The following is a 24,750-nucleotide window of genomic DNA, read 5'->3' on the forward strand; positions in this document are numbered from 1 at the left end:
CATGCATCTGAACAAGATTCCCGCTACCGTCGTGACCGGCTTTCTCGGCAGCGGCAAGACCACCCTTTTGAGTAACGTGCTGCGCCAGGCCAGGGGCAAGCGCATCGCGGTCATCGTCAACGAATTCGGCGAGATGGACGTCGATTCAGAGCTTTTAAGAAGCTGCCAGCTCGATCATGGCGATGACGCCTGCAATACGCTTGAAGCCGATGACGACGGCATCTATGAGCTGGCCAATGGCTGCATCTGCTGCACCGTGGAAGAAGAGTTTTTGCCGGTGATGAAAAAACTGGTCGAGCGTCGTGATCAGATCGATCACATCGTGATCGAGACCTCCGGCCTTGCCTTGCCCAACCCCCTGGTACAAGCCTTCAACTGGCCCGACGTGAAGCAGTTCTGTACTGTCGATGCTGTCATCACGGTGGTCGATGGCCCGGCGCTGGCCGAGGGCCGGGTCGCCCACGATGAGGACCGGGTCGCACACCAGCGCCTCGCCGATGAGAGCCTCGATCACGATCCCTCGCTCAAGGAGCTGCTCGACGATCAGCTTGATTCGGCCGACCTGGTCGCGATCAGCAAGACCGACCAGATGGAGGAAGGTGATCTCGAACGGATCGAGGATGAGCTTCGTGCGCGCCTGGCGCCGCACGTCAAACTGATCCGTGTGCGCGACGGGGAAATCGACGCGAGCGCCGTGATGGGGCTCAACCTTGAAAGCGAGGCGCGCATCGAGGCGCTTGAGACCCACCACGACCACCACCACACCCACGGCCATGACCATCATCACGCCCATGACGATTTCGACAACGTCGTCGTGCGGCTTGGCCAGGTCGATCCGGCCCGACTCAAGGAAGCGCTCGCCGAGGCGATTCGCCAGTACCCGATCGTGCGCGCCAAGGGGTTTGCCGACGTCGGCAAACCGATGCGTCAAGTGGTTCACGGCGTGGGCCACCGACTCGACATGTATTTCGACCGCCCCTGGCAGTCAGATGAGCACCGCGATACCAAACTGGTACTGATCGGTAAGGGCCTTGATCGACAGGCCATCACCGATGCCCTGGCCAAGGCACAGATGCCTACCCCCGCCTAATACAAGGGCCCCGGCACATGCCGGGGCCCTTACACTTCGTTACCTAAAAAAGCCTGAAAGCATTAAAGCCAAGCGCTCTGGCGTCGTTATTACCGACATGCAATCACGCGACCTTCGCCTGAATTCGCGGTTCAACGACTTACTAATGGGGACATTATGGCTTCCATTTCATCACTCGGAGTAGGTGCGGGGCTTGATCTTGGCTCGTTGCTCAATCAGCTTCAGAGCGCTGAGCGCTCCCGCCTGGCCCCCATTGCCACTCAGCAAAACAGCTACAACGCCAAGCTGACAGGCTACGGCAAGCTCTCGAGCGCACTCGAAAGCTTTCAGACCGCTGCCAAGGCCCTCGGTGACCCGTCGCTCTATCAAAGCAAAAGCGCTGCCAGTGAAAGCACGGCCTTTTCAGCCGCGCTCGGCGAAAACGCTCAGGAAGGCAGTTACAGCGTCAAGGTCAATCGTCTGGCCACGGCACAGTCTCTGGCCACCACCGGTCAGGCCAGCCGTACCGATACAATCGGCACCGGGGATGCGGGTAAGCTCACCATCACCGTCGGCGACAAGACCACCGAGGTGGTCCTTGGCAGCGACAACAGCTCCCTCGAAGGCATTCGGGATGCAATCAACGGCTCTGACGCCGGCGTAACGGCCTCCATCATCAACGATGGCAGCGGCACGCCGCACCGATTGGTCTTGAGCTCCGAAACCACGGGTGAATCATCACAGATCACAACCTCATTCGCCTATGACAGCCTGCTGGCCACGGATACGACCATGGCCAACATGTTGAACTACGACAGCGCAGACAAGAGCGGCAATCTGATCGAGACGGTTGCGGCCCAGAACGCCGAGGTCGTCATCAACGGGTTAACGGTCACCAGCAATACCAATACGGTCGAAGAAGCCATCCAGGGGGTAACGCTGAGTCTGACCGAGACCAATGAGACCGCCGAAACCCTGTCCGTGTCGCAGGATAAGGACACGATCAAGGGCGCGTTCGAGGAGTTGGTGTCGTCGTACAATGCGCTCCAGAAGGTTATCGATACTCAAACCAAGTTCGATGCCGAAAACGGGCGTAACGGCGCACTGTTCGGCGAGTCGTCGGTCAGAAACATGCAGGTGCAGATTCGGGGTGCATTCAATACCAGCACCGAGGGTACCGGGTTCAATTACATGGCGCAGATCGGCGTGTCACTGAACTCCGACGGCGAACTCGAAATCGACAGCGACAAGCTCGACAAGGCAATCGCAAGTGATAGCGCAGGCGTTGCCGAGCTGATGGCCGGTGCAGACGGAGAGTCTGGCGTCGCTGGCATCATGACCAGCACCATGGACCGCATTCTTGGTGACGATGGGCTGATCGACTCGGTCAAGGACAACATCAATAACCGCCTCGACTCGCTCTCAAAGCGCTATGACCAGGTCTCGGCCAGCATCGACGCAACCGTTTCCCGCTACCGTAAACAATTCAACGATCTGGACGTGATGATGTCGTCGATCAATTCGACCAGTAATTATCTGAGCCAGCAGTTCTCGGCCATGAACGCACAGTCCGGTCAGTAAGGAGGCATCATGTATTCACGTAAGAGAGCCAACGCCTACGCCAATATCGGTCTTGAAACCGGTGTAATGAGCGCATCGCCCCACCAGCTGATTGTCATGCTGTTTGACGGCGCTCAGGCCGCGCTCAAGAAGGCGCAGTGGGCTATCGAGCAACACGACGTGCCGACCAAGTGTACGGCGCTGTCCAAGGCGATTCGCATCATCGAGGAAGGCCTGCGCGCAAGTCTTGATAAGGATCAGGGCGGCGAGATTGCCGACAACCTCGACAACCTTTACGAGTACATGTCGCGTACGCTCACACGAGCCAATGCGCGCAATGATCTCGAGGCCATTCGTCACGTCGATGCGCTGCTCTCAGACATCAGCAGCGCCTGGAAGGACATCGCAGCCGAGCCGCAAAGTGCGGTGAGCGCATGAATGCCAACGTCACGCCTCGCGCCTGCTATCAGGCCCTTCACAAGACAACCGAGGCGTTACTGAGTGCGGCCCGTGAAGGGCGCTTTGAGGAACTGACCGAGCGTCAGCAGGCCTATCAACGCGCCTTTAATCGGGTCGCTGCGATCGATACCGCGCTTGGCGAGGCCGACAAGCAGTTCGAGGGCAAGGATGAACTGATCCGAGACGTACTGGCCATGAATAGTGAGCTGACCCGGCTGATCAAAGAGGCCAGAACCTCGCTCGACAAGGACACCGCCGGCCAGCAGCGAACCGACAAGGCACGTCTGGCCTACCTGTCACAAAGCAGCTGAGCACCTCCCCTTTGCCGACGAGAGTCGGTATGATGACGCCCAACACGCATGGCTTTCGCGTTTACCTGTTGGGCGTTCTTTTATGCATCTCTTTGCCGCGCAGCCTGGTAGCTTCGGCGACCAGGATGGCATCATCGATCTCGACCAATCTCCTGCCGATATCGTCATACTCGCCGCCGCCGATAGCCTTCTGGCCGCGCTAGCCGATGCCGTCGACGAGCGAACACAAGCCGCCCCCTCCATTCGGCTCGCCAACTGGCTGAACCTGACCAAGCCTGCATCCCTGGATCTTTATCGAACCAAGGTGCTCGATCATGCGCGTGTGGTGGTGGTCTCGCTTCTGGGTGGTCAGAGCTATTGGCATTACGGCCTCGATCAACTTAGAGACTGGCAATCGGCAAGACCGGAACGTCATTTGATTCTTGTGCCGGGCGACGACCGGGCCGACCCCGACCTCATGACGCTGAGCAGTACAGAGCATCATGAAACCGAGCGCATGTGGCGCTACTTTCGAGAAGGCGGCGCAACCAACGCCCAGCGCGCGCTCGACTTTTTGATTCATCGTTTCTTCGATGACACGCAAGCCGTTGCCGCGCCCCAACGTTTGCCGAAGGCATTGATCTACGCCCCCGAGCGGCTGGAAGGCATTACCGTCGATCACTGGCATGAACAGGCTGATCCGCAGTGTGACAACGCACTGCTGATCTTTTATCGAAGCCACCTGCAGGCCGTGAACACGGCGCTATTTGATACGCTGATCGCGCTCGCACTCGAACACGGCATCAACCTGTTACCACTCGCCGTTACCTCGCTCAAGGACACGTACTGTCTAAGCCTTGCCAACCAACTGTGCCACACGGTCGATGCCAGACTGATCCTGAACACGACCGGCTTCGCGCTGTCCGGAACCGGCAACGCCTCACTCGCCTCGCAGCCTCGAGACGATGCGCCCGCCTTCGAGGCGGATGTGCCGGTCCTACAGGCAATCCTTTCAAGCAGTAGCCGAAACGATTGGCAGGACACCACTCAGGGGCTTAGAAGCCGCGATATCGCCATGCAGGTAGCGCTGCCTGAAATCGATGGCCGTATCACCACTCGAGCGCTTGCGTTCAAACATATAGAGCGCCGAAGCCAGCACGCTCAAATAGACGTGATTCGCTTTGCACTCGATGACGGCCGGGCACGGTTTGTCATGCGTCTGGCCCAACGCTGGATTCGCCTGGGCCGGCGCACCAATGCCGACAAGCGCGTGGCGCTGGTTCTGGCCAACTACCCCACGCGCGAGGGTCGCATCGGTAACGGTGTCGGCCTGGACACCCCCGCCTCGGCGCACGCCCTTCTTAACGCGCTCGAGCGTGCGGGCTATACGCTCGATGACCTGCCAGACGACGGCAATGCGCTGATCGAGCGGCTCAAGGACGGCATAACCAACGACCTTGATACCCTTCCCGGCCGCCCATGCTTTCAAAGCGTCTCGCTTGAACGTTATTTAATCTATTTCAAGGCGTTACCCGAGCCGCTTCAGCAGGCCGTATCGGCGCGCTGGGGGCTCCCTGAGCGCGACCCCAAATACCGCAGCGGCCGTCTGATGATTGCAGGCCGACGGTTCGGTCACGTATTCGTAGGGCTACAACCTGCCCGCGGCTTCGACATCGACCTTGATGCAAACTACCACGACCCCGACCTGGTCCCGCCCCATGCCTATCTGGCGTTTTATGCCTGGCTGACAGAGATCTGGAACGCCGACGCCGTCGTGCATGTCGGAAAGCACGGCAACCTCGAATGGCTACCAGGCAAGGGACTTGCGCTTTCCGAGCATTGCTGGCCGGAAGCCGCCTTCGCCCCGCTGCCGCACTTCTATCCCTTTATCGTCAACGACCCAGGCGAAGGGGCTCAGGCCAAGCGGCGCACTCAGGCGGTCATTATCGATCATTTGATGCCGCCCATGGCCCGCGCTGAACTCTACGGACCAATGATCGAACTCGAGGAATTGGCCGACGAGTACTATCAGGCGCTGGGCATGGACGACACCCGAGCCGAGCACCTCAAGGCCGCGTTACTCGATAAAGCGCGGGAATCGCATCTGATGGAGGAACTCGGCCCGAGCGACGGTGACGATGAGTCACTCGTGGCGCTGGATGGCTATCTCTGCGAGCTCAAGGAAGCCCAGATTCGAAACGGGCTGCACTGCCTGGGCCGGCTTCCTGAAGGCGCCGAATTCGAAGAGACACTCGTGGCCTTATTGAGACTGCCCCGTGGTGAACGGGCAGAAGACCGAGGCCTTCTTCACGCCCTGGCCATCGACCTTGGCCTTCCCGAAGCGTTTGACCCGCTCAGTCAGGAAGTGACGCCCTGGCAAGGCCCGTACCCTGATATTCTGGCAGAACTCAGTGACGCACCATGGCGCACCCATCAGGACACGCGCGAACGGCTCGAGCAGCTGGCACGGCGCGTTGTGGGCGCGCTCAGTACCGAAGAACGTTCAAGCTTGAAACGATCGGACTGGCCGGCAACGACTGCGTTGCTCGACTTCATCGACACCCATCTGGGCCCTGCACTGGACGCCAGTGCCCATAACGAGCTGAACGCGCTCGTTCAGGGGTTGAACGGTCGTTTCGTACGCCCAGGCCCCAGTGGCGCCCCGACTCGGGGACGGCTCGACACCCTCCCGACCGGCCGCAATTTCTTCTCGGTCGACAGCCGCGCTATCCCGAGCAAGATGGCATGGACGCTCGGTCAGCGTTCGGCCGACCGGCTGATCGAACGTCATCTACAGGAACATGGCGACTACCCCAGAACACTGGGGCTTTCGGTCTGGGGGACGGCCACCATGCGCACCGGCGGTGATGACATCGCCCAGGCCCTCGCTTTGATGGGGGTCAAACCACGCTGGGCGGCCGGTTCACAGCGCGTGGTGGGCTTTGAAATCATCCCGGGCTTTATCCTGAACCGCCCTCGGGTCGATGTGACCCTTCGGGTCTCCGGGCTATTTCGTGACGCCTTTCCCAATCTCATGCAGCTCATCGACGCCGCGGTACGCCAGCTTGCAGACTTTGAGGAGCCTCTCGAACTCAATACGATTCGGGCCAATGTGCTTGAGCGAACTTCCGCCCTTGGCGCCACATTGACTGCCGAGCAGGCACACGAACAGGCGCGCTACCGCGTTTTTGGCACCCGCCCGGGGGCGTATGGCGCGGGCCTTCAAGGATTGATCGATGAGCGGCTTTGGGACAGTCGGGACGACCTGACCGAGGCCTATCTCAACTGGGGCGGCTACGCCTATGGCGAGCATGATCACGGCACACCGGCGCGCCAGGCGTTTGCTCATCAACTCGGTAACCTCGAGGCCGTCGTACAGAATCAGGACAACCGCGAACACGACCTGCTGGATTCGGATGACTATTACCAGTTCCAGGGCGGCATGACCAACGCCGTCACCACGCTCAGCGGCCACGCGCCCTCGGTGTATCACGGCGATCACAGCCATCCCCATGCCCCGCGCATTCGAACCCTCAAGGAAGAACTCAATCGGGTACTGCGCTCACGGGCACTCAATCCCAAATGGCAGCAGGCGATGCGACGCCATGGGTACAAGGGCGCGTTCGAGATGGCCGCGACCGTCGACTACCTGTTCGCCTTCGATGCCACTACGGCACTGATCGATGACTATCAGTACGAAAACGTGACCGACAGCCTGATCCTGGACCCGGACAATCGCGCGTTTTTGGAACATCACAACCTGGACGCGTTGAAAGAAATGAGCGAGCGATTGCTTGAAGCCTGTCAGCGCGGGCTGTGGGCGCAGCCCGGCAATTACCAAGATACCCTCGAGGCGCTGCTGCTCGAGATTGATGCCAAGCAGGAGCACACCCGATGACGTACCCGCTGCCCCGTCACACATTCAAGGCCACAAGGAGCCTGATGATTCAGGGGACGACCTCGGATGCCGGCAAGAGCGCAATTGTCACGGCCCTGTGCCGTTTGTACCGGGACCTAGGCGTGCGCGTTGCCCCCTTCAAGTCTCAAAACATGGCCCTGAACAGTGCGGTGACGCTTGATCAGGGTGAAATCGGCCGCGCCCAGGCCGTACAGGCGTTTGCCGCCGGCATCGAGCCAACTACCGATATGAACCCGGTGCTCTTGAAGCCCAACTCCGATCTTGGCGCCCAGGTCATCGTGCACGGCAGAGCCATCGGTAACATGGACGCGCGAACCTATCACCGCCACAAGCCGGCCCTGCTCGAGGATGTCGTCGACGCACACACCCGCTTGGCCGCCGAATTTGACGCCGTATTCATCGAGGGGGCCGGCAGCGCTGGCGAAGTCAACCTGCGCGAACATGACATTGCCAATATGGGGCTTGCCGAAGCGATCGACTGCCCGGTGGTCATCGTTGCAGACATTGATCGGGGCGGGGTCTTTGCCCACCTGCTCGGCACGCTTGATGTACTCGCGGCGTCTGAGCAGGCGCGCGTTGTGGGCTTTATCATCAATCGTTTTCGCGGCGATATCCGGCTACTGGAACCAGGCCTTGAGTGGCTCGAGCAGCGCACCGGCCGGCCGGTGCTCGCCGTACTGCCATACCTTGATAACCTGCACATTGAAGCCGAGGATGGCCTGTCCCGCGGTGGCAACAGCGGCGATGAGCAGCGCGCCCTTCAGGTGGCCGTGCCACTGCTTCCAAAGATCTCCAACCACACCGACCTGGACCCGCTCAGGCGCCATCCCGATGTGGCCGTCACCTACTGTGATCATCCCGATCAGATCGGCAGAGCCGATTTGATCATACTGCCTGGCAGCAAGAACGTGCGTTCGGACCTTGCGTGGCTGAAACAGCGCGGCTTCGACCGGCTGATCGAGCGCCATCTTCGTTATAAGGGCAAGGTATTAGGCATCTGCGGTGGCTATCAAATGCTGGGGCAATGGATTCACGACCCCGAGGGAGTGGAAGACTCCACTGGCAGCAGCGAGGGACTGGGTTGGTTCGCGATGCACACCGTATTAACCGGTGACAAGACACTGACTCGCGTCAAGGGCACTCTTAGCCTGGGGGGCGCGGTAGAGGGCTATGAGATTCATGTCGGGCGCAGTACACATTCAGCGGCCCACACATCGCTGGTGAGCCTTGCCGATCAAAAGGAAGACGGTGTGATATCAGACGATGGTCAGCTCGCCGGGAGTTATCTGCATGGCCTGTTCGATCATCCGGAGGCCCTGGCGTCGCTCCTTAAATGGGCAGGACTGGATGCGCCCGCGACGTTTAATTATCAAACGGAACGCGATGAACATATCACGCGGCTGAGCCAGGCACTTGATCGTGCCTGGCCCGAGGCAAAACACTACATTACGCCACGAACGTGACTTAGCCGGCTTTCTTTCGAAGAAAACGCTGGTACACCGTACCCAGCAGCCACTCGGGGGCGAGCCTGAGCGGCGCTCGTTTTGCGGCATTAATCACGCATTCAGGCATCGAGATGAAGCCCATCTTGCGAAATTTATTCTGCAAGATGACGTCCTGCTTGAAGTAGTGCCAACCTCGACGGCGAGTGAGCATGCCGTTGCCGACTCGGGCATCGACCAGAATATCTGTCATGTTATCCATGACACGTCCAGCCACAAGAAGCCGTGCCCACAAGTAGTAGTCTTCCATACCCAGAAACGGCTGATAGCCCCCTGCCGCCTCGATGGCCGACTTCCTGAACATGACCGTCATGTGATTGACCGGACACCGGGCCTTGGCGAACTCACGGACGCTTTTCACTCCAGTGGGCAGCTCGCGAATCGCATGAGGCTGCGCGGGGTCATCGTTGAACTCCGCAATCGCCCCACCGAGCACATCTGTTTCCGGATGGTGCTCAAAGAACGCCAGCTGTTTCTCGAAACGATCACGCCGACAGAGGTCATCGGTGTCCATTCGGGCAACCAGCTCGAATCGGCACTGTGCCAGTCCCTTGTTCAGGGCTTCACCAAGACCAACGTTTTTTTCAAGAGGCACGGACACGATATTCAGTACGTCCCGAAAGCGCTCAATGATGGCCTTCAGTTCGTCTCCGATCGGGCCATCTTCAACGATGATGACTTCACTGGCCTTGACCGTTTGTGCCACCAGGCTTTCAAGGCACGTCTCCAGAAAAGCCGGTTTCTCCTTGAAATAGATCGACATGAGTACCGAAAAGTCCATCAGGTACGCTCTCCCTGCGATAACGTCTCTGCATAGACGTCTTGATAGTGTTTTGCCATTACACGAGCGCTGAGATGGTCACGCACGATGGACAGTGCCGCCTGAGAGCGGCGCTCGACCTCGGCTTTGTCCATCGTTAATTCGTTATCCAGCACGTTTTGAAGCGAGTCGGCATTGCCGGTTTCAAAAAGGGCCACGGCCTGCTCGTTGATGTCGTATAACTCGCGATGCGAAGGAATATCCGAAAGCACTGCTGGAAGTCCGCACGCCATGGCCTCGATCACGCCCATGGGAAGCCCCTCCATATGCGACGCGGAAATATACGCGTCAGCGGCGTGATACCACTTCACAACATCCGACTGATAGCCCTTGAAAATAATGCGCTCGCTGCCAAATTCCCTGGTGAGTTCCTCGAGCAGCGGGCCATCACCCAAACAGACAAAATAATTATTACTGCCCGAGCGTGACAGTGCCTTTACAAGCGTACGGGGGTCTTTGCGCTCATTAAGATAAGCGCTTGTAACATAGATAACAGCATCCGCAGGCAGTCCCAGTTCCTCCCGCAACCGGTACTTTTCTTCCTGTGTCGCTGGAAGAAAGAACGTATCATCGACGCCGTTTCGGATATAAGTAAATCTAGGATTTGAAAGATAACCGAGCTGATCGAGGATGCTTTTTGAAACCGTAATGCACTTGTCTTTTCTCGCAAAGATTCGCAAGTGCATGAACGCCATTAGTGTCCCTTTCTTCCCGAAGGAAAACGGATAGTCACCATATGGGTAATTATGCATCGTGCTGATGCAGGGGTATTTTTTCAAAAATAGTGTGTAAAAATCGCTTCTAAGATCCTGGGTATGAATCAGATCAGGCGCAATGGCATCAACGCGTGATTTAAGCGATTTAATCACGGTCTTTGCAGACTCATATCGACTGAAGTTCAAGCATTCGATATCACTGACGATCTCGTCAAAGTGAGGCTTGATCGAATTATCGCCTTCAGGCGATAACGTAATGATATTCACCTTGTATTGCCCTTGATCCATATTGGACACCAGCTGGTAAAGCTGGTTGATCGGTCCAGATCGTTTTAAGGCAGTTACAATAAATAGTATCTTTTTCATCATGAGCCTGTTAGCAGGAAGTTAAAGGCCGAGCTGAACAGGAACGTTGGCGCAATCCCCAGCATTACAAATACCAGGCGGCTGATCCAACGCAATGCAGCGTCTTTGAATAAGCGATCAAAGTCGGCCAAGAACATTGGAACGATTATGATAAGCAGCATCATGCCTACACGCTCACCTTGTGCCCCGCCGAGTACCGGAAAGATAATCAAGAAGGAAAAGAACGCGTACAAGATATAAGCGTAATCGGCGACGAGCTTTTTCAAGTTGAACTTCGCCATGAACACCGCAAGGATGAAAAACAGGGTAAACAGCGCTGCATACGCTGGACCAAGTGAAATTCCGGTGCTGTTCGAGGACTTGGCAAGTTCAGAATCCCCAAGAGACGAGTAATATACTCCGCCGATCATGACCAGAAAGGTCATGGAAAAGATTGCCAATTGAATCGGGTTCAACTTTTTACGAGTAGAGCTCTTTCTCGCCGAGTACAAATAAAGTAAGGGCAAGTAGATGATCGCCGAGTTGTGAACAAACAAGGCAACCAAGCCTAGCGCGTAAATAATGTATTTGTTCTTGAAACCGTAAAAGGCAAACATGACTACCATTGAGGCCAGGAACTGACGATAGATATTTTCGTAGCCCATCAATAGAGGGAAGAAACAGATCATGAACGGTGCACAGAATAAAGGAATGCTCCGCTCATTTTTCTTGTTGAGTACAGAGTAAAATACGAAAAATACCCAAATGATATCTACAACGATGAACGTCCAGATTTCATCGTCCACGATATTGAATATCGCCGGCATGCCGTACCAAAACACGAATTCCCGCATGTAATACATGTTTTCCATGCTGAAGTCGAAATTCGCATGGAGCATGGACGCATACAGATGCATGTCATAGTCCCAGCCTGAATGCCTGACTATTCCCATATAAACGACTACAGCAATGAAAGCGAAACTAACTGTCAGTATGTTCTTGGGCATCAGCGTCGACGTCAGTGCAACAAGACAAACGCCAAGGTAGCCCATTAACTCAAGCGTCATGGAACATTCCTCAATGATTTTTTCTGAAGTTGCACAAGATCCGGCAATAGGTCTTGAACACACCGACTCGACGAGCCATATCCCCGGTAAGTTTCACCACTTTCAACTGCGGCGAAAGATACGAAAGACGCATATGTCGACTAAAAAACGTAAACCCCGATTCATGAGCCGCCACAATCGACGTCAAAAACTGACGCTTGCAGAACCCGGTAATATGACGTTTATCGGTAAGATAATGCGAAATGAAAAACTCACTGGCCTGAATGTTGAGTGAGCTGCTCATGTTCGTACCGCGATCGACATACAAAACGACAGAGGCGTCAGAGTCGTAGCGCCAGTCAATGCCCTTATCGTCTATATCAAGAAAGAACCCCCAATCCTGATGCTTGTTAAGTGTTCCATTCATGTACTCTTTTCGCGACATCGAAATCGTTGATGTTCGAAAATCACCGTCATGAACAAACAGATAATCACGGGCCGGCACTTTTCCGATACTGTCGACAAAAACGTGATCACGCTCAGCGCGCTCGATAAACCCACCGAAAATGAATTCAGCGCCTTCCTCACGATGCATCTTTAGCCGCTTTTGAATATGATTGCGCTCAAAGGCATCATCGGAATCAAGCAGAAAAACGACTTCGCCTACGGCAGCTTCGATGCCCATGTTTCTGGAGGCTGCCGCATTGGATTTTTCAGGCTTGTGAATAAGCGTTACGTTCGAATACTCGGCAACAATAGCCTCGAGTGACTCGGCATCATCCGAGCAGTCATCTACCAGGATGATTTCAGTACTGGCCGTATCAGCGGCACTGAATACACTATCGATCGTCTTCTTGATAAATGAAGAACTTTTATATGTCGGGATAACGACACTGGCATCCATGCTATACACCCACCCAGAACAGATAAACGAAAGTCAATACGATCAGTCCTGGAAGCCAGGTCAAGGTGTACTTAAATACACTCAGCTTCATCAACCGACCCAGGAACAGTTTTTGCTGGAGAATGGTCAGGGCAATCTGAACGCCAAGTATCGTGTAGGCGAAATACGTCGCACTGAAGAACACGGCAATGACAAGTGAAACACCCAAGATGATGGTCGAGATCACATTCCAGGAGAACTCGATACTGGTTTTACCCACGGACTGCGCAAGAATCCCGGTCGGCAGGCCAAGACAACGCAAGTAGGCAATCAAAAGGAAAATAGCAAAAAATTGCTGCGCATCCGCATAGCGTTCGCCGTAAATGAGCGTAAGGAAAAACTCTGCGAACACGATACCGACGATGGCGGGCAACCCGTAGGCCACCGTGATCCCATGAAGCGTTGCCAAATACGCCTTGGAGAGTGCCTTGTTATCTTTCTGGCGCTCAGCATAGATCGGCATTACGACTTTCTGAATAACGGGTCGAATGATAATCATTGAGCGCAGTGCCAGTTCCTTGCCAACCGTATAAAGCCCCAGTAGATGAGCCGGCATAAAGCGGGCCGCCAGAAACACATCAAACTGCTTTCTAAACTCACCGATCAGGACACTTCCTAGATGGAATCCACCGAAGGACAAAGGCTCGCGCAAGAGCGCGAATGTGTCTCGACCGGCATAGAAGCGAATTGGGCTAATTCTGTTGGCGGCGTAAAAGCATAGAAGACTCATGATCAGATTGGCGCTGATCATTCCAATAAGCTGCGAATAGATATCGAACCCGGAGTAAAGAAGTCCAACGACCAGAGCAAGCCCCGTCCCCTTCGCCAGCATGTCGAAAATAGCCAATTTATCCAGCATTTTCGATTTGATTAGAATCGCCTGAGCCTGACTCCCAAGGCCAAGTGCCAGAAAATTCAAGCCGCCGACCATCATGAGACTCGCAAAACCCGGCTTATTGATCAGATCCTCAATAAACCCGGCCGACCCCAGCGCTCCGAAAAACAGCAGAATTCCCAGAACAATGTTCAACGTAAACAGGATGTGGCGTTGATTATCGGTAATGTCTTGCTTATAGATCAGAAACGAGGAAAAACCGACATCCTGAAAAATGATGCCGATGTTCACGATTGCAATAACGACCGACAGAAGGCCCATATCGGAAACGGCCACGAAGTGACCGACGATTCCGAGTTGAACGATCTGAATAACGGAATTGATAATTGTGGCGGCAAACGTCCAAGAAATATTCTTGACCAAGGCGTTCGATTTCATGGCGTGGTCTCGTTCCTGAGAATCGATTCCAGCTCATCAATCAATTTAAACTTATCAAACTCGAGATTTACCTTTTCTCGCGCATTATTGCGGATGTCGAGCATATCTTCCGCAGAATACGACAAGGCCTCTCTAATGGTCTGACTCAAAGACTCAGCATCCGCTTCGCGTGCCAAAAAGCCACTGCGCCGATGTTCGATCAGCTCCGGAATTCCGCTGTGGGTCGATGAAATCACTGGCAGCCCTAGGCACATGGCTTCCATCAAAGCCACTGGAATACCTTCCATGTCACCATCGAACGATGTCTTGCTCGGCAGTAGGAAGAAATGAGCGTGCTCCATTTCGTCGCGGATCGTTGCCTGGGTTTGATTACCCAGAAATACGATCTTGTCCGCAATATCAAGCTCTTCGGCACGCTGTTGATATCCCTGCAGCTGATCACCAGAACCAATAACACGATATGAAAAATCAATGCCCTGCTTATGCAGTTCACCTAGCGCTTCTATTGCAGTGTCTATGCCCTTTTTAGGAGCAAGTCGCGCAACGCTCAGGAAACGAACAGGCGCGTCATGTTCAGGCGGCTTATATCCTTCGATCCAGCTAAAGCTATTCGAATCGACCCCCATTCGATGAAGCACAACTTTTTCAGGTGGACAGCCCAACTGCTTCAACTTGTCTGCCCACAGGTGACTAATTGGCAGGAAAAGCTCGCCTTCAGAGAAAAGTGTCTTGTAGCGCGCTTCATAGTCGGCCATAACCTGGTAACGCGAGATGTCGTACCCATGAAAAACAGTGGCAAGCTTGCCTGTAAACAAACCATCATTTCTTAGATTACTGGCTTGAACGCCGACAGGTCCGAAATGCGCAATCACCATATCAAACTTACCAAGAAAGCCATTTTTACCGAGGGCGGCAAAATGATTGATCGACTCTCTATCCAGATTGCTCGGCATGGCCGGTTTCTTTAGGAAACCGACTACCCCATAAGCAAGCAGTTTGGCTGCCTTGACCCATTTATTGTCGCTAGCAGGCAATAAATAGACGGTTCTACTTAGAAGGTCGTATTTAGAAATAAGGTCATGCGATATACCGTACTCTTTCTCGAAAGAGAGAATCGACACATCGTGCCCCTTGTCAATTAACCCAACAATCTGATTCAAAATGAATGTTTCAGAAAGCTTGGGAAAACCCGTTACAAAAAAAGCAATTTTCATTCCGTCACCGAAGATTTACCGCGCACCGAAGCCAGTCAGCATTGTCTTGATTGTTCTTACAACGATCAAAACATCCAGCCAGAACGAAAAGTGCTTAATGTAATAAAAATCATATTCCAGTTTCTTGGTCATGCCCTCGATCTCTGCGGCATAGCCCTGCTCGACCTGCGCCCAGCCAGAAATACCCGGGCGAACAATGTGTCGATAATGGAAAAAAGGAACGTCTTTTTCATACCACTCAGCAAGGCTCAATGACTCAGGCCGAGGCCCGATCAAGCTCATGTCGCCTTTAAGCACATTGAAAAGCTGCGGCAGCTCATCGATCCGATACTTACGAATCACCTTACCGATCTTGGTAATACGCGGATCTTCGCCTTCGGAGGTAAACCCTTCACCTGGGTGATTCACATACATGCTTCGGAATTTATAAACCTTGAACGGCTTACATTTGAATCCCATCCGCGTCTGGTTGAAAAAAGCCGGGCCCGGATCATCACGCTTGATCAAGATCGCTGTTACAAGCATGACAGGCAGGACCGGAGGCAGAACCAGAAGCACAGCGACAACATCAATCAAACGCTTGAAAAACTCATAATCTTCACGCGGCAGCAGGCTACCGAACTTGTTTTCATACATGTGATCGAGGTGTACGCGGCCAGTAACTGACTCATGAATTTGGCGCGCGTTATACACCGGAATGCGGTTGATTGCGCATTCAGCCAGAAACTTTTGCCACTCGTCCGGGATCTCGGCTCTCAAATCTGCAACGATGCCATCAACGCGCATATCTTCAAGATCCGCCTGCTCGAGAAAGCGCCAGTCAATGTCCTTGCTGGTACAAAACTCACCAATTCTGCCAAATGGCACGACCGCGAGCTTGGCAGTTTGATACTTCTTTCCAATATAGCTTCCTACAAAGCTATAGATAATCGAAAAGAGGCAAGAAACCGCCATTGCGTTTTCAAATATTTTAATACCTAAAAGATACGCAATCAGATAAGCAATACCGAACGCTGCCAGCGCGACCGGCACAATATAAAAATAGGATATAGCGCCAGGATAAGACGCAATCTGTCTTACGACACTAACGGTCGCAAGCAGAGCCAAGCCATTGAGAATGAACGTACTGAGAAGGCTTACTCGACCGAATTCGCTCTCACCTGGGACAACTAGAAATGGCAAAATGACGCAAAACGCAATACCGAGAAACAGATGAATATTGCGGCTGAAGATCAGCTTTTCGTACCACAACGAATGTCTACGATTTTTGTCCAGGCTGTCCTTGAACGATTCCATATCAACATCCCTTTAGTAAAAATCAGGCCGGCTTTCGCCGGCCACTCATGCTTATTTATAAGAATAATTATAATAGCTGTACTGATTACGCATGTTCTTTTCAACCGCGTTGAAGATACAGCCTTTAACCTCAATTCCGTTATGTGACAAACGACGTTGAGACGTCTTAACTTCCTTAATCGAGTTAGTCTCGTACTTAACTACCATCATGGTCGTGCCAGCATGCTTACCAATAACCGCAGCATCCGTGACAGCCAATACGGGCGGCGTATCGATAATAACCAGATCGAAATTCTTGTTTGCCCAGGACGCAAACTCGCTGAATCGGACATTGGCAAGAAGCTCTGAAGGATTGGGCGGCGTTTTACCCTTGGAGATAAAGCTCAGATTTTCATGTTTAGTGCTTTTCACCACAGTTTGCGGATCCTTCGCACCACTCAGGATATCACTCAACCCGTTTTCTGATTTTGCATTAAAGGCGTTGTGAACATGCCCTTTACGCATATCAGCATCGATCAGCAATACTTTTTGACCAGCCTCCGCACAAACTGCTGCCAAGTTCGACGTCAGGAAGCTTTTACCGATACTTGGGCTTGCACCCGTGATCATCAGAATCGAGTTCGATGCTTCCATCATCGCAAAATGCAAACTTGTCCGCAGCGAACGTACCGCCTCGACTGACATGTCTGTCGAATCGTGGAAAGCCAGCACGTCGGTATCCACGGATGTGCTTTTGCCAACCTTGGATTTTTTGATACTGCGAGTCAGCGACTGCTGCTTTTCAGCCAGCGGGATTGTTGCGTAAACAGGAAGCCCTGTTTTCTCCAGCTCGTCCGGATCCTCGATACCCTTGTTCAATGCAGCACGTACGAATACGTAAAGAACGCTTAGGATAAGGCCCATGAAGGTAAACAAAAGAACCACGAGCGTGGAACGTGGCGAGACCGGACCACGAACAACGGCATCGTCGATGATACGAACGTTACCTACGGCACCTGCCTTGGCGATGTTCAACTCTTGAAGCTTATTAAGAAGTTGTACATAAATATCCTGGGTTACAGACACATTGCGCTGTAATCGTAGGATTTCCTGCTGTGTTTCTGGCAGGTTATCAATGCGCTTCTGAAGATTCTCTTTTTCCTGATTAAGCTGCTGTTTCTTTTCAAGAAGAGATTGGTACTGCGGGTGGTTCTTAGTGAAACGTTGAGAAAGGTCAGCTTCATCAAATTTCAACTGATTGAGCTGAGATTCCACATTGACCAACTGATTTAGTGTTGACTGAGTTTCTTGAGTCAGGTCAACAGAATCCTGGCGCACACGGTAGTCGTTAAGCTTATTCTCGGCGCTCGAAAGATTTTCGCGTACTTCAGGAATTTGCTTTTTAAGGAAGTCAATGCTGTTTTGAGCTTCCGCTGACTGTCGGCGAATATTCTGCTCAAGATAAACTTCATTAATCGCTTGAAGGCTGTCTTTGATCTGAAGTGCATCAGCACCAGAAAGAGTCAGCTGAAGGATGCCGGTGCCAGAACGACCCGTTTCTTCAACGCTAAAACGACTTTTAAGACTTCCAATCGCAGAAAGGTCCGAGCGCTTGTACATGATGAACTCAGCCCCTTTAGGAGCATCCAGGTTCATGACTCGTACTTCGACGTTGCCATCGGAGGATTGAGAGAGCTGTCCTACCAGTCCGGAAAGCACACGCTCGCCACCGGCATAAACATCATAGCTTTGATCGCCAGTCACCTTTACTGTCAGCGGGTAACCAATAAGACGGGACGGAAGAACCAGACGAGTAACGTTAATCCCCTCACCGCCGAACACGTAGGACCAGTTACTGGCAAATCCTGGCCGCTTAACGCCTTTACGTAAAATAAGGTCGCCGATAAAAGGCAGCTTCTTAGGTTTTACTACAGTTTGAAGATTTACACGATTTGCCGCGTTACCCAGCACCTTGCGTGACTGCAAAATCTGCATTTCGGCGACAGACTTTGGCCCCGTGTTACCAAAGATATTACCGATCTCACCTGCTGCATTGCTGGCATTAGGGCGAGACTCGATCTCTATCAAGGAATTGGCTTGATAAATAGGGGTCGCTACAAACGAGTAGATAACACCGATCATGGCGAATATAAAGGTAACGCCAGCGATCAGCCATTTCCTATCATATAAAAGGCCGAGGATACGACCAATGTCCATATCCTCGTTTTCTTGCGCAGTTTCAAGCTTTTCGTGCGAAGCCATTGTCTATACACCTAGCGATAAAATAGAAAAGCGCTCGCTATCGAAATAACGAACGCTTCCAAACGAACAATTAATCGAAGTCGTTGTTGATACCAGTACCCTGGCGAGTGATGTTGGTGGTCGGCAGCAGCAGGCTGATAACCTTGTTCCAACGAGCCAACGGTGCGGCAGTCACATAGACAATGTCTTTCGGTTGCAGTTCAAACTCGGTACCAAGTACAAACGCAGCTGAGTTGGATACATCCAACTGGTAGACGGTGACGTCTTTATCCTGTTCGGAGGCTTCAGCATTGCGGCGAATCACGAAAATACCGGAAGGTTGCGCCTGAAACTCATCAATACCACCAGACTGTGCAATTGCGTCAGTCAAGCTAAGACTATAACCGCCCATCGGCAAGGCTTGAGGACGGTTTACTTCGCCCATCACGTAAACTTGCTGCCCGCCAATATCTGGAATGTGAATCACGTCGCCATCGTGAAGGATTCCGTTAACGCCTGCGCGGCCATTTTGAAGAAGATCATATAGAGAGATTTCACGCCGCTGCCCGTTGTGCGTGATCACAATGTGATGCCAATCTGCGGCATCAGTTACACCGCCTGCTTGCGTAATAGCATCCATAATGGTCAGCGGAATGTTAGTGATCGGCTGAGGACCAGGATTCTGAACACGCCCTGTGATGTAGGCTTTCTTGGCACGGTAGGAAGCCACATTCACGTTAACCTGAGGATCAGCCACGTAGTCCTGGAGTGCGGAAGTGATAATACCGCGGACCTGATTGACGGTCTTTCCTTCGACGCGAATACGACCTACATACGGATAGTAGATAGAGCCATCTTGCTGAACAACATAACCAGAGTCGCTTGAGCTACGCTCGGATCCGGCCGGAATGGTCAGCTCAGGATGGTCATAAACGATAATATTAAGAATATCGCCACGACCGAGTTCATACTCATATTCATTTAGGCTATTTACATAATCGAGAGAAACAGTTTTATCCTGCGCCTGCTCGCTTACCGCCTTACGCTGCATTTCTTGCTGATTGATCAAGTCGAATGTAATCGCCTTGACTTCAACGTGATCGTCCATCGAAGGACTCTCAGCGCTATAATCGATGTCACCACCAGGCGCCAGAACACACCCCCCCAGAAGAAGCGTTGAACTCAGCAGCACACAACCATAGATTTTTTTCATAATACAGCTCTCTATCCTTTTAAAACCGCCAATTAGCTGATAATTGTCATGTTTTTTGTCCGACTTGCCAGCGTTTTGCACATACGCTCAAGCAGAAGATAAGACATAAGTTTGAGCAAACGATACCAGAAAGCGCTCTCTAGGCATATGCCGTTTTGCGCAAACGCCAGTCAAAAAAAAGCGCCCCGGAGGACGCTTTTGGGGTTATTCAACAAGCCAGGATTCGACCGTATCCGCTCCATACTGCTCTTTCCAGGCTTTAAGCGTTTTCTGGTTTCCACCTCGAGTTTCTACAACTTCTCCGCTGTGCGGGTTTTTATACACCTTGAGCTTTCTCTTCTTGCGCTGATTCGAAGTAGATTCGGTTTTTTCAGCTGATTGTCCCTTGGAAGGCTCCAGCAGTTCAATAACATCACTTGATGTCTTACCGAACTCTTCCATGAGATTTTCTAATTTAGACTTAAATTCAAGCTCTTCCTTGAGGCGCTGATCCTGCTCGAGCGACTGCAATTCATCCTGCAATTTCTTAAGCAGCTGCTCTTTTTCCATGTATTGATTTAATAGCGACATCGACTCAACCTCAATAATTCAATTTAATTTGGCAACAATATTATGAGATTGATTATCTGTAATCAAGCCAGCTCTTGAAAACTTGCCTAATAATTTTCTTAGTCTTTTCTTTATGCGCCTCTGAGCAAACCATTTCGAATAATTTGCAATCGGTAAAAAAGCTGGATTGGAAACACCATCGATCAAAAAAAGACGCATACACTTTTGGTCCTCAATGACGCAAACAATGTTTCTATCATTTATGTCTGATGGAATAATCCAGTTGGAATACAAAAAAACACATAGCTCGAGCAATGCATCCTGAAACCGATATAACTCCAATAGCTCTGGTTTAGACTCTCGATAGAATTTTAGTGTTTTAGCAGGGACACCTTTATCCAGAATCAGATCAAATATAAGTCCTTCACCCCGCCCTCCAAGATCAACCGACCCATAATATTTGGGAATGAAGTGCCAGTAAGGCACATTGCGCGCCTCCAAATAGGAGAAATAACGCTTTTCGCGTAAATTCTGCTCACTTCCCCGCTTGGGATACCTCGGCAATTTCAAGCAGCGGGGCGTACTACATTCGAGCTGATAGACGACTCGGTCATTGCCTTGACCGATAGGCTCCTGATGCGTCAGCGTCTTCAAAATTTGTTGCTTGTCGTTCACGCTACTCTATCCGTGATAAATCCTTGCCAGTCACGGTCCAGACACCGACGCCCCTACTATGACACGTCACATCGAAACCGCCTTACGACCTAGCCACCGGTCATATTCATAAAACGCACGACCTGAACATCCCCGTCCGTTCTGAAGTGGTGCTTTTCTGGTTTCAAGCCCATGGCATCAATAATCACCTGCTTAAGCTTCTCAAGATCGCCAGGATACGTTCTGATTGTTTCCTTTAGATCGACCGAATGCTCATTTCCTAAACACAAAAGAAGTCGACCTTCTACAGTTACGCGCACGCGATTGCAATCGGCACAGAAGTTATGGGAATGCGGTGAGATAAACCCGACCTTCTGATTACGATCGATCAACTGGTAATAGCGCGATGGCCCAAGCGTAGATTCCGCCAGCGGGACCATGGCGTATTTCTGGCGTATACGTGCATAGACATCATCATTGGACATGAAGGTCTCCTCCCGACTGTGGTCGGACACCTCACCAAGCGGCATCTCCTCGATGAATGAAATATCCACGCCTTCCTGATAGGCAAACTCGACGAGATCAAGAATTTCGTCATCGTTACGATTTTTAAGAATCACGGCATTGAGCTTGATGCGCTCAAAACCCGCGGACTTGGCCGCTCGAATACCTTTTATAACCCGGTCCAAGCGCCCCGTACGCGTAAGCGCCTTGAAACGCTCCGGGTCGAGAGAATCAAGACTGATATTGAGTCGACGAAGCCCCCCATCGAACAAACGCCTGGCGTATTTATCAAGCTGTGCGCCATTGGTTGTCATGGCAAAATCCTTGATGCCCGAAAGCGCACCAATTTTATCAACGAGGTCATCTACCCCACGTCGCACCAAGGGTTCACCGCCCGTCAAACGCACCTTTTCGACGCCGAGGGACTCAAATGCCTCGGCAACAAACGCCAGCTCATCGATCGAAAGCACCTGATTTCGAGGCAGGAACTCCATGTCCTCGCTCATGCAGTAGACGCATCGAAAATCACATCGATCCGTAATCGAAATACGTACATATTTGATTCGACGTTGAAAGTTATCGACCAAAGCCGTCATGCATTTCTCCAACGATCCTTGGCGTGTTGATCGCTTTCGCGTTCACGCACCCAATAGGAACCGTGGCTGGTGTGTTCCTGCTTCCAGAAGGGAGCATCGGTCTTGAGTATGTCCATGAGATAGGCACATGCTTCAAACGCAGACTGACGATGGCGGGCCCCCACGATCACCAATACGATGTCTTCCCCGAGAGAAAGGCGTCCGACTCGGTGAACAATGCGCGCCTGATCGATGTTCCAGCGTGCCTTCGCGTCCTTTACAAGATCATCCAGAATCCGCTCGGTCATGGCCGGGTAATGCTCGAGCGTGAGGGCCTCGACCGAGGCATCAATCATATCCCGGACCCGACCGACAAACATGACTACGCCGCCCATCTCTCGATTATTTTCGGTAAATTCAAGGTACTCGGCGTTGATATCAAAGGCGTCTGGCTGGATGCGAACGGTCATATCACCCCCCTGTGACTGGCGGGAAAAATGCAACTTCATCATTTTGAGCCAACACATCGTCCATACGCGCCATTCTTTGATTGACAGCGACCATCAAACGCGAGGCCCCAACGGAAGATAAGTCGATACCATGTTGACGCTCGAGATACGTTAACAAGGCAGCCGGTGTCGTATCCGCCAGCGCATCAAGATCAAGCCGCATTTCTTTATGACCTGCAAGCTCGCCAATTTCGCCAAAAAAACGCACCAATAGCGTCGAGGACTCTGATGAGATCGCATCACCCTCATTCTCCAGAGAGACCTGCTCGACATCGTTTTGAATCAACGACCAGTCGCCACTTTTACCACCTTGTTTTGCCCGCACTCGGGTGTAGTCGATACTCATGCGCTTATCGACGGCCTTGCACATGTCATAAAGCGTTAGGCTCGCTACGCTTGCAGCCGTCAACGCCTCCATTTCAACGCCTGTCTTGCCATCGGTTTTGCAGGTCGCCAGCACGTGTACGCCACCGCGGTCCTTATCCGGCGTACATTCAATGCTCACATGCGTCAGCGACAGCGGATGACAAAGCGGAATCAGTTCCGATGTGCGCTTGGCAGCTTGAATCCCCGCAATGCGCGCGCTTGCCAGCACATCTCCCTTGGGCAGGCGCTCATCAAGCAGTAACTCCAGCGTTTCCGGCGCCATGGACAAAAAGCTTTCGGCTTCTGCAGTGCGCTTAGTAGTAGCCTTATCGGCAATATCGACCATGTGCGCGTCACCGCGCTCATTAAGATGCGTGAGAGACATTTGGTGCCCATCAAATCCATTGTGAGTTGCAGACCGTCTCGAGTACAACCAGCGAACGACCCATTCGAGCGTCTGTTCGTGAGTGTCGAGCACTGCCATATTCGGCGAAAAGGGTATATTTTGTTTGGAAAGGTCCGGGCTGAATACCGCCTCGATATTCGGATCATTCACGACCTTGATCGCATCCGAATCATCCACCGCTTTACGAGCCACCCAAAGCTTGGGCACTGAGTGTGATTTAAAACCTTCAAGCAGCAATAGATCGGGTGACAGGGTCTCAGCGTAGCGGATCACATCATCCAACGCAGGCTCATCCGATGTTTCCTTGACCAGCGAAAAACCATTTTGCCCCGATATGATCGAGGCTACGGCCCCGGCACGCCGATAGCGCTCGCTGTCTGATCCCGGCTTATCCAGCGCAAGAGCGTGATGGCTGTGTTTGAAGACACACACACTGACCCCAAGCGCGGACAACCTCTGCACCAAATGTTCAAGCAAAGTGGTCTTGCCTTGGCCGCTGTAACCGGAAACCGCCAACACTGGCAAGGCCGTTCTCATCAAGACGGATGCAGTCATACCCTACCCATTTTTTAGCACACGCATGACAAGCCTGCTAACGTTCAATGCGTCTTTTTAAGCTCCGTAGACATGATCCGCTCTACAAGCGCCCTATCTTCTGGCGTATTCACATTCTGAAAGCATTCGGCCCGTGAAAACACCATGCGCTCCGCGTCATGGCGCTCATACCAGGGTAGAATCTTGCGCTCCCCCTTGAGAATGTATGATTCAAGATCTTGCGCCAGCGACGTTTTCACGACCGCAACCACAGGATGCGCTCGTTGCCCATCAGCGGCATACACCATATCCCTTGCCCCCCTGCGGGCTCGATCAACCAACGCTTCAAAAATACCCGGCGCAATGGCAGGCACATCGCAGGGCGCGATCATCAGCCACGCGGCATTGGATGCGCAAAGGGCTGCGTGAATACCGCCCAGCGGTCCGATAAATCCGGGAACACGATCTGCTATGACATGCCACCCGAATGCCGCGTACTCATCAACCGATCGATTGGCGCTAACATAAAGCGTCTCGACCTGATTCGTCATCGCGTTCGCGACATGCATGACCATCGGAGCGCCATTGACTAACTGCAACCCCTTATCGACGCCACCCATTCGGGTGCCTTGACCGCCAGCAAGAATCAACCCGTCCATCGATTCATTCATGAGTATCGTATCGCTCTATTGCACCGCATTGCGTAAAATCAAAACGTTATCCCAGCTGTTGCCATAAGAAAAGACGCCGGACAGGTGTCGATAGGAC

21 protein-coding genes are annotated in these 24,750 nt (G+C 52.6%); 6 read left to right on the forward strand and 15 right to left on the reverse strand.

The window, feature by feature from the left end:
• Position 1 precedes the first annotated feature (1 nt).
• The 6 genes from cobW to NAT49_RS03380 all read left to right on the forward strand — a co-directional run bounded on the left by cobW (position 2) and on the right by NAT49_RS03380 (position 8,760).
• The gene (gene cobW, locus NAT49_RS03355) at positions 2-1,090 is read left to right on the forward strand and encodes a cobalamin biosynthesis protein CobW (RefSeq protein WP_251590296.1); all 1,089 of its coding nucleotides are present in this window, start codon (positions 2-4) and stop codon (positions 1,088-1,090) included.
• A 156-nt stretch (positions 1,091-1,246) separates the two neighbouring features.
• Positions 1,247-2,650: a flagellar filament capping protein FliD gene (gene fliD / locus NAT49_RS03360; RefSeq protein ID WP_251590297.1), complete on the forward strand. Its 1,404-nt coding sequence runs from the start codon at positions 1,247-1,249 to the stop codon at positions 2,648-2,650.
• Positions 2,651-2,659: 9 nt separating this feature from the next.
• On the forward strand, positions 2,660-3,067 hold the full coding sequence (gene fliS / locus NAT49_RS03365) for a flagellar export chaperone FliS (protein ID WP_251590298.1): 408 nt from the start codon (positions 2,660-2,662) through the stop codon (positions 3,065-3,067).
• Positions 3,064-3,399, forward strand: coding sequence for a flagellar protein FliT (locus NAT49_RS03370; protein ID WP_251590299.1), 336 nt, complete (start codon positions 3,064-3,066; stop codon positions 3,397-3,399). Before fliS ends, NAT49_RS03370 begins: the two co-directional genes overlap by 4 nt.
• A gap of 82 nt (positions 3,400-3,481) precedes the next feature.
• A complete protein-coding gene (gene cobN, locus NAT49_RS03375) occupies positions 3,482-7,276 on the forward strand; it encodes a cobaltochelatase subunit CobN (protein WP_251590300.1) in 3,795 nt (1,264 codons plus the stop codon).
• Positions 7,273-8,760 (forward strand): cobyric acid synthase, encoded by a 1,488-nt coding sequence (locus tag NAT49_RS03380; protein ID WP_251590303.1) that lies wholly within the window; start codon positions 7,273-7,275, stop codon positions 8,758-8,760. Before cobN ends, NAT49_RS03380 begins: the two co-directional genes overlap by 4 nt.
• A 1-nt stretch (position 8,761) precedes the next feature.
• On the opposite strand, the gene NAT49_RS03385 is transcribed toward NAT49_RS03380, so the two are convergent.
• The 15 genes from NAT49_RS03385 to mobA all read right to left on the reverse strand — a co-directional run bounded on the left by NAT49_RS03385 (position 8,762) and on the right by mobA (position 24,653).
• Complete coding sequence (locus NAT49_RS03385) at positions 8,762-9,580, reverse strand: glycosyltransferase family 2 protein (protein ID WP_251590304.1); 819 nt, start codon at positions 9,578-9,580, stop codon at positions 8,762-8,764.
• On the reverse strand, positions 9,580-10,701 hold the full coding sequence (locus NAT49_RS03390) for a glycosyltransferase family 4 protein (RefSeq protein WP_251590305.1): 1,122 nt from the start codon (positions 10,699-10,701) through the stop codon (positions 9,580-9,582). The genes NAT49_RS03385 and NAT49_RS03390 overlap by 1 nt, the downstream gene beginning before the upstream one ends.
• Positions 10,701-11,747 (reverse strand): EpsG family protein, encoded by a 1,047-nt coding sequence (locus NAT49_RS03395; RefSeq protein WP_251590306.1) that lies wholly within the window; start codon positions 11,745-11,747, stop codon positions 10,701-10,703. Before NAT49_RS03395 ends, NAT49_RS03390 begins: the two co-directional genes overlap by 1 nt.
• 10 nt (positions 11,748-11,757) lie before the next feature.
• Positions 11,758-12,630 (reverse strand): glycosyltransferase family 2 protein, encoded by an 873-nt coding sequence (locus tag NAT49_RS03400; protein ID WP_251590307.1) that lies wholly within the window; start codon positions 12,628-12,630, stop codon positions 11,758-11,760.
• 1 nt (position 12,631) lies between these two features.
• Complete coding sequence (locus NAT49_RS03405; protein WP_251590308.1) at positions 12,632-13,942, reverse strand: oligosaccharide flippase family protein; 1,311 nt, start codon at positions 13,940-13,942, stop codon at positions 12,632-12,634.
• Positions 13,939-15,156 (reverse strand): glycosyltransferase, encoded by a 1,218-nt coding sequence (locus tag NAT49_RS03410; RefSeq protein WP_251590309.1) that lies wholly within the window; start codon positions 15,154-15,156, stop codon positions 13,939-13,941. The genes NAT49_RS03405 and NAT49_RS03410 overlap by 4 nt, the downstream gene beginning before the upstream one ends.
• Before the next feature lie 15 nt (positions 15,157-15,171).
• Positions 15,172-16,452 carry an exopolysaccharide biosynthesis polyprenyl glycosylphosphotransferase gene (locus tag NAT49_RS03415; RefSeq protein WP_251590311.1) on the reverse strand — a complete coding sequence of 427 codons (1,281 nt, stop codon included), beginning with the start codon at positions 16,450-16,452 and terminating at the stop codon, positions 15,172-15,174.
• A gap of 51 nt (positions 16,453-16,503) precedes the next feature.
• Positions 16,504-18,693 (reverse strand): polysaccharide biosynthesis tyrosine autokinase, encoded by a 2,190-nt coding sequence (locus NAT49_RS03420; protein WP_251590313.1) that lies wholly within the window; start codon positions 18,691-18,693, stop codon positions 16,504-16,506.
• A gap of 70 nt (positions 18,694-18,763) precedes the next feature.
• Positions 18,764-19,885: a polysaccharide export protein gene (locus NAT49_RS03425; protein WP_251590316.1), complete on the reverse strand. Its 1,122-nt coding sequence runs from the start codon at positions 19,883-19,885 to the stop codon at positions 18,764-18,766.
• 204 nt (positions 19,886-20,089) lie between these two features.
• Positions 20,090-20,455, reverse strand: coding sequence for a histone-like nucleoid-structuring protein, MvaT/MvaU family (locus NAT49_RS03430; RefSeq protein ID WP_251590318.1), 366 nt, complete (start codon positions 20,453-20,455; stop codon positions 20,090-20,092).
• An 18-nt stretch (positions 20,456-20,473) separates the two neighbouring features.
• Positions 20,474-21,109: a YrbL family protein gene (locus tag NAT49_RS03435; protein ID WP_251590320.1), complete on the reverse strand. Its 636-nt coding sequence runs from the start codon at positions 21,107-21,109 to the stop codon at positions 20,474-20,476.
• An 89-nt stretch (positions 21,110-21,198) separates the two neighbouring features.
• Positions 21,199-22,188, reverse strand: a complete 990-nt coding sequence (gene moaA, locus NAT49_RS03440) for a GTP 3',8-cyclase MoaA (RefSeq protein ID WP_251590322.1) — start codon at positions 22,186-22,188, stop codon at positions 21,199-21,201.
• Positions 22,185-22,637 carry a molybdenum cofactor biosynthesis protein MoaE gene (locus NAT49_RS03445; RefSeq protein ID WP_251590324.1) on the reverse strand — a complete coding sequence of 151 codons (453 nt, stop codon included), beginning with the start codon at positions 22,635-22,637 and terminating at the stop codon, positions 22,185-22,187. Before NAT49_RS03445 ends, moaA begins: the two co-directional genes overlap by 4 nt.
• Before the next feature lies 1 nt (position 22,638).
• Complete coding sequence (gene moaC, locus NAT49_RS03450; protein ID WP_251590325.1) at positions 22,639-24,003, reverse strand: cyclic pyranopterin monophosphate synthase MoaC; 1,365 nt, start codon at positions 24,001-24,003, stop codon at positions 22,639-22,641.
• A 44-nt stretch (positions 24,004-24,047) separates the two neighbouring features.
• The gene (gene mobA, locus NAT49_RS03455; RefSeq protein ID WP_251590326.1) at positions 24,048-24,653 is read right to left on the reverse strand and encodes a molybdenum cofactor guanylyltransferase MobA; all 606 of its coding nucleotides are present in this window, start codon (positions 24,651-24,653) and stop codon (positions 24,048-24,050) included.
• Positions 24,654-24,750: the final 97 nt, after the last annotated feature.

Source organism: Larsenimonas suaedae, from assembly GCF_023712105.1.
GTDB lineage: Bacteria > Pseudomonadota > Gammaproteobacteria > Pseudomonadales > Halomonadaceae > Larsenimonas > Larsenimonas suaedae.